Annotated in this window: 7 protein-coding genes; all 7 read right to left on the reverse strand. The window is 64.7% G+C overall.

Translation table 11 applies throughout. From position 1 onward, the window contains the following. Positions 1 to 16: 16 nt before the first annotated feature. Complete coding sequence (gene pgm, locus ABZ677_RS12500; protein WP_094634164.1) at positions 17 to 1,657, reverse strand: phosphoglucomutase (alpha-D-glucose-1,6-bisphosphate-dependent); 1,641 nt, start codon at positions 1,655 to 1,657, stop codon at positions 17 to 19. A gap of 70 nt (positions 1,658 to 1,727) precedes the next feature. Further along, positions 1,728 to 2,459 (reverse strand): DUF1295 domain-containing protein, encoded by a 732-nt coding sequence (locus tag ABZ677_RS12505; RefSeq protein WP_358369716.1) that lies wholly within the window; start codon positions 2,457 to 2,459, stop codon positions 1,728 to 1,730. A gap of 56 nt (positions 2,460 to 2,515) precedes the next feature. Then, the gene (locus ABZ677_RS12510) at positions 2,516 to 3,841 is read right to left on the reverse strand and encodes a cyclopropane-fatty-acyl-phospholipid synthase family protein (protein WP_358369645.1); all 1,326 of its coding nucleotides are present in this window, start codon (positions 3,839 to 3,841) and stop codon (positions 2,516 to 2,518) included. Continuing rightward, positions 3,838 to 5,148 carry a cyclopropane-fatty-acyl-phospholipid synthase family protein gene (locus ABZ677_RS12515; RefSeq protein WP_358369648.1) on the reverse strand — a complete coding sequence of 437 codons (1,311 nt, stop codon included), beginning with the start codon at positions 5,146 to 5,148 and terminating at the stop codon, positions 3,838 to 3,840. The genes ABZ677_RS12510 and ABZ677_RS12515 overlap by 4 nt, the downstream gene beginning before the upstream one ends. Next, a complete protein-coding gene (locus ABZ677_RS12520) occupies positions 5,145 to 5,924 on the reverse strand; it encodes a DUF1365 domain-containing protein (protein ID WP_358369651.1) in 780 nt (259 codons plus the stop codon). Before ABZ677_RS12520 ends, ABZ677_RS12515 begins: the two co-directional genes overlap by 4 nt. Further along, the gene (locus tag ABZ677_RS12525) at positions 5,915 to 7,186 is read right to left on the reverse strand and encodes an FAD-dependent oxidoreductase (protein WP_358369654.1); all 1,272 of its coding nucleotides are present in this window, start codon (positions 7,184 to 7,186) and stop codon (positions 5,915 to 5,917) included. The genes ABZ677_RS12520 and ABZ677_RS12525 overlap by 10 nt, the downstream gene beginning before the upstream one ends. Continuing rightward, a complete protein-coding gene (locus ABZ677_RS12530) occupies positions 7,183 to 7,878 on the reverse strand; it encodes an alpha/beta fold hydrolase (protein WP_358369657.1) in 696 nt (231 codons plus the stop codon). The genes ABZ677_RS12525 and ABZ677_RS12530 overlap by 4 nt, the downstream gene beginning before the upstream one ends. Between the last annotated feature and the right edge of the window lie 215 nt (positions 7,879 to 8,093).

The following is an 8,093-nucleotide window of genomic DNA, read 5'->3' on the forward strand; positions in this document are numbered from 1 at the left end:
GGTGGAGGTGAGTCGGTCACGAGCTCTCGAGTGCGGACGACACCAGTTCACGTGCTGCGGCTTGCACTCGGGCGAGATGCTCTTCGCCCTGGAACGACTCTGCGTAGATCTTGTAGACGTCCTCGGTTCCGGACGGGCGCGCAGCGAACCAGGCGCTCTCCGTCGTCACCTTCAGGCCACCGAGGGCGGCTCCGTTTCCCGGAGCCTCGGTCAGCGTTGCCGTGATCGGTTCGCCTGCCAACTCGGTGGCGGTGATCTGGTCGGGCGAGAGCTTGGCGAGAACGGCTTTCTGCTCGCGGGTTGCCGGTGCATCGACGCGGGCATACGTCGGATTCCCGAACTTCGCAGTGAACTCGCCGTAGCGCTGCGACGGCGTGGATCCGGTGACGGCGGTGATCTCGGACGCCAGCAGTGCGAGAACGATGCCGTCCTTGTCGGTGGTCCAGACTCGGCCGTTGTGTCGGAGGAACGACGCTCCTGCGCTCTCCTCACCGCCGAATCCGAGCTCGCCTGCGAGCAGACCCGGAACGAACCACTTGAACCCGACCGGCACCTCGAGCAGACGACGGCCGAGAGCTGCGACGACCCGGTCGATCATCGACGAGCTCACCAACGTCTTGCCCACTGCCGCCGTGGGCGACCAATCGGGTCGGTGCGTGAACAAGTAATCGATGGCGACGGCGAGGAAGTGATTGGGATTCATCAGGCCACCGTCGGGAGTGACGATGCCGTGCCGGTCGGAGTCGGCATCGTTGCCCGTCGAGATGTCGAACCGATCGCGGGCTGCGATGAGCGACGCCATCGCGTTCGGCGACGAGCAATCCATCCTGATCTTGCCGTCGGTGTCGAGAGTCATGAAGCGGAATGTGCCGTCCACCAACGGGTTCACCACGGTCAGGTCCAGATTGTGCCGCTCGGCGATGGCATCCCAGTAATCGACACTCGCGCCGCCCAGCGGATCTGCGCCGATGCGAACTCCGGCAGCACGGATCGCATCGAGATCGAGCACGTTCGGCAGATCGTCCACATAGGTGCCGAGGAAGTCGTAGCGCGAGACGCTCCCCGCGAACGCCTGCGCGAGCGTCACCCGCTCGATGCCCGAAATGCCGGTGCGCAGAAGCTCGTTCGCGCGAGCGGCGATGACCGATGTGGCATCACTGTCGGCAGGACCGCCGTGCGGAGGGTTGTACTTGAAGCCGCCGTCCCGGGGCGGGTTGTGCGACGGAGTCACCACGATGCCGTCGGCCTTCGCCGCCGGGCCCGATTCGTTGTACCGAAGGATGGCGTGACTGACTGCCGGGGTCGGGGTGTACCGATCCCCCGAATCGACCAGTACGTCGACGTCGTTGGCCGCCAACACTTCCAGAGCCGTCGTCCAGGCGGGTTCCGACAACGCGTGGGTGTCCCGGCCGATGAACAACGGCCCGGTGATGCCTTGCGCAGCGCGGTACTCCACGATCGCCTGCGTCGTCGCGACGATGTGTGCCTCGTTGAACGCCGAATCCAAGCTGGATCCTCGATGCCCTGATGTGCCGAACACCACCTGCTGGCTGGGTTCCGACACGTCGGGAACTCGCGAGTAGTACGCCGTCACGAGCTGCGAAAGATCTACCAGATCCTCCGGCAGTGCAGTGGTTCCAGCTCTCTCGTGCGCCACGATGCGCCTCCTCGTTGATCGACGAACCGAAATCCTCGACCAACCCTAGCGCCGCTGCCTCCCCCACGAGCTACTTGCTGGGTCCTTTCGGCGGCCGTGGGAGGAAATAGCTGGTCCGCTGCTGGTATTCGCGATACCCCGGACGCTTTTCCATGCTGCGCTCGAGCAACCGCGCACCGGTGGCGAACACCAGGAAGTACGTCATCGCCATGGGCGACAGCAGCGTGAACACTCCGGGCCACGCCGACGCCGCGACGAGGAACAGTCCCCACCAGACTGCCGAGTCACCGAAGTAGTTGGGGTGCCGCGTCCAGGACCACAGCCCACGATCCATGATCTTGCCCTTGTTCGACGCGTCGGCCTTGAAGGCCGTCAACTGCGCATCCCCCACTGCCTCGAACGTCCATCCGAGAATCCAGACCAGTACGCCGAGTACGACGACCGGCAGAACGGATCCGTGTGCGACAGCGGAAACCTGCAGCGGCAGGGACACGAACCACAATGCAACCGCCTGCGTCAGGTAGATCTTCCGCAAGGCGTACAGGGTTTTGTTACCGGTGGCCTTGGCGAGCAGTTCGGTGTAGCGCGGATCCTCACCGTGCCCACGCGAGCGTCGAAAGACGTGCACTGCGAGACGAAGTCCCCACACACCGACGAGGACGAGCAGAAGTATTCGACGCCACAATTCGCCTGTTCCGGTCGCAGCCGAGATCAGCGCGATCAGAACGAACCCGCCGCCCCACGTCACGTCCACGACGTTGTGGCGTCCGATGCGCGCGCCGATGAGGGCGGTGACGATCATCAGGACGGCGGTACCGCCGAGGCTGGAAAGCGATACCGTGAGGAAGTCGGACCAGTTCACCGCGGGCCCACCCACACCGGCCGCACCGGTTCCAACTCGGACGTCCCGTTCTCGGACCGAACCGCCAGAATCTGGTCGACGCCCATCCTGTTGTCCCGGAAGGCCATTCCGCCGCCGATCAGGTACAGCCGCCACACGCGCGCGACCTCTTCCCCGACCATCGCCACCACCTCGTCGAAGCGCGCCTCGAAGCGCTCGGTCCAGACATCGACGGTCCGCACGTAATGCTCCCGAAGGGCGTGGACGTCGCGAACCTCCAGCCCTGCCTCCTCGATCATCGCGACGGTCCGCCCGACGGGGCGCATGTACATGTCCGGCGCGATGAACGACTCGATGAATGCTCCGCCGCCGGGGTTGTCACCTTCTCTTCGCGACATCTGCTGAATCAACACGCGTCCACCCGGCTTGACGTTGGTGTGCAGTGCGGCGGTGTAGGTCGGGTAATTGGCCTCCCCCACGTGCTCACCCATCTCGATCGACGCCACCGCGTCGAAGGGCCCGTCCGGAATCTCTCGATAATCCTGAATTCGGATCTCGACGTTGTCCTGCAGTCCTCGGTCGGCAATTCGTTTGTCGATGAAGGCTTTCTGTTCGCGCGAGATGGTCACTCCGACGACCTGCGCTCCGTACTCCTGAGCCGCATGCAGGCTCAGGGACCCCCAGCCGCAGCCGACGTCGAGAAAGCGTTGCCCGGCACGCTTGTCGAGACCGATCTTTCGACAGACGAGGTCGAGTTTGTCGCGTTGGGCATCGTCGAGGGTGTAGTCCGGCGAATCCGAGGTCCAGTACGCCGACGAGTACGCCATGTGCGAATCGAGCACCAATTCGTAGAAGTCGTTCGACAGGTCGTAATGGTGACTGATCGCGGCGCGGTCGCGAAGCACCGAGTGCAGCCGCCCTTTCACCGATGCCTGCGACACGGGCGGCGGCAGAGGACGGCCGAACACTCCGAGATCCTTGGCCAGTTTCGCCAACCGCAGGAGCGACGCCGGCCCCGGTCGTATCGCCGAGAGTCGGCGCTCACGCACCACACCCCAGACGTGATCGAGGGCCGCGGCGAGATCGCCGTCGACGTCCAACTCCCCGGTGACGTACGCCTGTGCAGCACCGAGTTCGCCAGGGCTCCACAGCAATCGACGAAGGGCGCTCGGGCTCCGCAACAGCACTCGCGGTGCCGACGCATCTCCCGCAACGGATCCGTCCCACGCCTGCAGCCGAACGGGAAGCGGACCACCCACCAGGGGTTCGATCAGCTCGGCAATCCGGTGTGCGACACCGACACTGCGGTCGGTCCGTTCGATGGAAAGTGTCGAGGTGGTCATCGGTTGTCCCTTCGGTCGAGCACGATCTGCTGAACATCGAGGTATCCGGATCGAAATCCGGCCTCCGAGTAGCACAGGTAGAAGTGCCACATTCGCGCGAACACCTCGTCGAAACCGAGCTCCTCGGCCTCACTGCGGTATTCACGGAAGCGCCTGTCCCACTGAGCGAGGGTTCGCGCGTAGTGATCGCCCATCGACAGACGCTCGCGAACCCGAAGCGAAGTGCTCTGCTCGGTCACCTCCTCGATGGCCCGCACGGACGGCAGGAATCCGCCGGGAAATATGTACTTGTGGACCCAGGTGTACGTGTTTCGGGTAGCCAGCATTCGGTCGTGCGGCATCGTGATGGCCTGGAGGGCAACCCGCCCACCCGGTGCGAGCAGCGCGTCGATCGTCTCGAAGTACGTCGCCCAGTACTGATGCCCGACGGCCTCGATCATCTCGACCGACACGATCGCGTCGTACTCGCCGTCGACCAAGCGGTAGTCGAGGAGATCGATCTGGATCCGGTCTCCGCAACCGGCAGCGGCACAGCGCTTACGCGCCAATTCCTGCTGTTCGGTCGACAAGGTCACCGACCGGACCGTCGCACCACGAGCTGCCGCACGGATGGCCAGCTCACCCCATCCGGTACCGATCTCGAGCACCCTGGTTCCCTCGCCGACGCCCGCCCGGTCGAGTAGCCGGTCGATCTTGCGACGCTGAGCGTCGGCGAGCTCCTCACTGTCGTCGTCTCCCGATTCGGCGAACAACGCACTGGAGTACGTCATCGTCTCGTCGAGGAAGAGTTCGAAGAGGTCGTTCGACAGGTCGTAGTGGCGCGAGATGTTGGATCGCGTGTTCTTGGTCGTATTCCGCTCGCTCCGTGGAGGCTTGGGGATATAGAGCCCTCGGAGGCGCTGCAGAGACTTCGGAATCAGGGACGCCATGCGCCGGGCGAAGACCTCGAGCACAGCAGTGAGATCCGCGGCATCCCAGTCTCCGGCCATGTATGCCTCACCGAATCCGATGAGTCCGCTGTCGCCGACCCGTGCGGCGAAGTCGTGTGGTCGATAGACGGTCATCAACGGTGCATCGGCCGAGCCTGCCCCGATGACCTCGCCGTCGGGCATCGCGACCCGGACCTGCAATCGCGCGACCGCGCGGCGGAAGAGGAAGTCGGCGACTGGTGCGGCGGCTGCAACTTTCATGCCACCGGGAACCTGGGCGATCTGAGGCCAGACCCGTGGATCCACCAGCGGGCGCGGACCGACAGCGGAACCACCGTACGGGTTCGACACAGAATCGGCCTTCGACACAGTTGTCATCTGTTGGCCCCTTCCTTCTGGAATTCTCGCGCCCCGGGAGGGGCAGGTTTCTGCACGATCTTCAGACCCCGCGCCCACAGCCGAATGCCCTGCCAGCGGATCTGTATCACCACCCGTAACGGCGCACACGGGATCTCGAGTGCGGTGCGGAGAATGGACCGCGACGTCACCTCTCGACGACGGCCGTGGACGGTCGCCACGAACGGAGGCCGACCGGGTCGTTCGAGGACGATCGACAGACGGAGTGCGGCGTCCGGCTCGGGTAGCCGCATGGAGTATTCGCCGTCGACGTCGTTGAACGGCGATACGTAGAACTCCTTGGTCGTGCGGGCCGCACCGCGATGATCGGTGTGCAGCAGATACCGGTATCGCTCGCCGTAGGTGTTGTGCACCTCCGCCACCACGCAGCGGAGCTCTCCGTCGCGATCGTGACACCAGTACACACTCAATGGGTTGAACGTGTGCCCGAACACCCGCGCACTGGCCAACATCGTGATCCGTCCGCCGCCGAGGTCGATACCGCTCTCCGCCAGGAACACGTCGACGTTCTGGCGGATGGTGGCGTCGGGGTCACCGAGGTGGTCACGGGGATCGAAGGAGGCCAGCGGTCGCAGTATCCGGGGCAATTCGGGAAGAGCGTCGAGATCGACGAACCAGCTGTAACTCTTGTACGAGAACGTATTTCGAATCGGCGCGCGTCGAACGTGGTCGATCCGAGTGCGATACAACGCCGCCCCGTGTGCGCGGGTGGTCGGCAGAACCGATGTCAGAGCCACGTGGCCCCCACCCGTTGTGCGGCGCGCGCGCCCGACAACGCACCGTCCTCGTGAAATCCCCAGCCGTGGTACGCACCGGCGAATGCCACTGTGTCGGTATCCAATTCGGGAAGTCGACGCTGCGCTGCAACCGATTCGGGGGTGTACTGAGGGTGTTCGTAGGTCATCTCGTCGAGTACCGCGTTCGGGTCGATCCGATCCGCTCCACCGAGGGTGACCAGCATTCTGCGATCGGTGTCGCCCAGGCGCTGCAACCTGGTCAGGTCGTAGCTGACCAGCACCCGGTCGGGCCTGGCCGTGCACGACGGGAGGTGGTAGTTCCACGATGCACGCGCCCTGGTGTTCTTCGGCAACACCGACGAGTCCGTGTGCAGTTGCGTGTGATTGGTGGAGTACGGCATCGCTCCCAGGATGGTGTGCTCGAGGGCCGTCGGTTCTGCGAGCATCTTCAGCGCGGCACCGGGATGCACGGCGATCACGGCCGCGTCGAACGTGCGCAGGCGGTCGTGGCCGTCGCGGATCTGCATGGAATCCGGTGACCTGTAGACCGCGCGCACCGGGGTATCGAGCAGTACCTCGTCGATGTGCTCCGCAACCCGGCGAACGTATTCGATGGACCCGCCGGTGACGGTGCGCCAGGTGGGTGATCCTGTGACGGTGAGCATTCCGTGGTGGCGGAGAAAAGTGAACAGGTAGCGAGCCGGGTAGGCGAGAGCAGTATCCGGATCGCACGACCACACCGCGGACACCAACGGCGTCATGAAGTGGGATTCGAAGTACGCCGAGAACGAGTGATCTTCGAGAAACTGCGCGAGAGTCGTCTCGGACTCCACCGGTTCGGCACTGTCCAGCAGTTCGTTGGCCAGGCGATGAAAACGCTTGACGTCGAGCAACATCGAGACGAATCGTGGCTTGAACACCGCCGTACGTTGCGCGAGGATTCCGCTCATGCCCTGGCCGCCCGAGTACTCGAGCCCGCACCCGTCGCAGCGCACGGACATGCTCATGTCCGAATCCTGCGTCGGCACGTTCAGTTCGTCGAACAGGCGCAGCAGAGTCGGATACGTCCGGTCGTTGTGCACGATGAACCCGGTGTCGACGCCTACCGGACCGTCGGGGCCGTCGACATGGTGCGTGTCCGCGTGACCACCGAGCCGAGAGTCCGCCTCGTACAGCGTCACCGACGAGTTCTTCGACAGTGCGTATGCGGCCGTCAGGCCCGCGATACCGCTCCCGACCACCGCGATACGACGGCGCGTCACGACGGTTTGCCCATGCAGTCGGCCTGCGCATCGGCGGCGATACCGAGAACGAAGTCACGCGTCGCCCGCGACCAGAGCTGCGGATTGCGGAGCATGAAGTGCCCACCCGGAACGGAAAGGTAGCGAGCGGAAGCCCCGCGCGCCGCCGCACGTTCGACCGCACGGCGCGAGGTTCTCGGATCGGTCCACTTGTCTGCAGTCCCGTGAACGACGAGCAACGCATGATGCGCGCCGAATCCGTCGGCCTCCACACCCTCCGGCCACCACGGGGCCAAGGCGACGACACCCGAGATTTTCTGGGTCGTTCCTGCAGGCTCCACTCCCACGACAGAAGGGTCGTCGATCAGGGCAGCTGCGGTGCGGCCACCCATCGAATGGCCGACGACCACCACGTGAACGTCGGGATGCTCCGCGTGGATTCGGTTCAGCGCCCACCGGGCGTCCTCGACCGGCGACCGTTCGGGGGCGTTCCAGCCGCGGAACCGGTATTGCAACTGCTGCACCGAAATGTCGTGTGCGCGTCCCACGCGCCGAAGCATCCAGGTGAACGGCCACATCCGCAGACCGGCGAGGTGCCACGGCCTACTGCGCGCCCGGCTCACGTCCTTGCCGCCGCCGAGGACCAACACGACCAGTGCAGGCTCGGACACTCTTCTGCCGGTGCGCAGAACTGGAGTCGGCTCGTTGCTCATGCCGGTTATTCGGCACCGCGGCCGCTTCGGGTGGGATCGGTTCGAACGGGGCGATTGTGACCTGTCCGACAGAAAAAGAAGACCGGGCCGAGAGTGTGTCTCTCGGCCCGGTCTTCGTCGGTGGAGCTGCCGGGAATCGAACCCGGGTCCTCTGCTGCATTGCCAGGGCTTCTCCGTCGGGGTTCGACGGGGTGTTCTCGGCATTGAGGGTTCTG

Source organism: Rhodococcus sp. NPDC006774 (genome assembly GCF_040636045.1).
GTDB lineage: Bacteria > Actinomycetota > Actinomycetes > Mycobacteriales > Mycobacteriaceae > Rhodococcoides.

What these genes read in the sequence shown, in the direction of transcription:
- ABZ677_RS12505 (WP_358369716.1), bottom strand. Translation starts at nt 2,459, where the DNA reads ATGATCGTCACCGCCCTCATCGGCGCGCGCATCGGACGCCACAACGTC.
- ABZ677_RS12510 (WP_358369645.1), bottom strand. Translation starts at nt 3,841, where the DNA reads ATGACCACCTCGACACTTTCCATCGAACGGACCGACCGCAGTGTCGGT.
- ABZ677_RS12515 (WP_358369648.1), bottom strand. Translation starts at nt 5,148, where the DNA reads ATGACAACTGTGTCGAAGGCCGATTCTGTGTCGAACCCGTACGGTGGT.
- ABZ677_RS12530 (WP_358369657.1), bottom strand. Translation starts at nt 7,878, where the DNA reads ATGAGCAACGAGCCGACTCCAGTTCTGCGCACCGGCAGAAGAGTGTCC.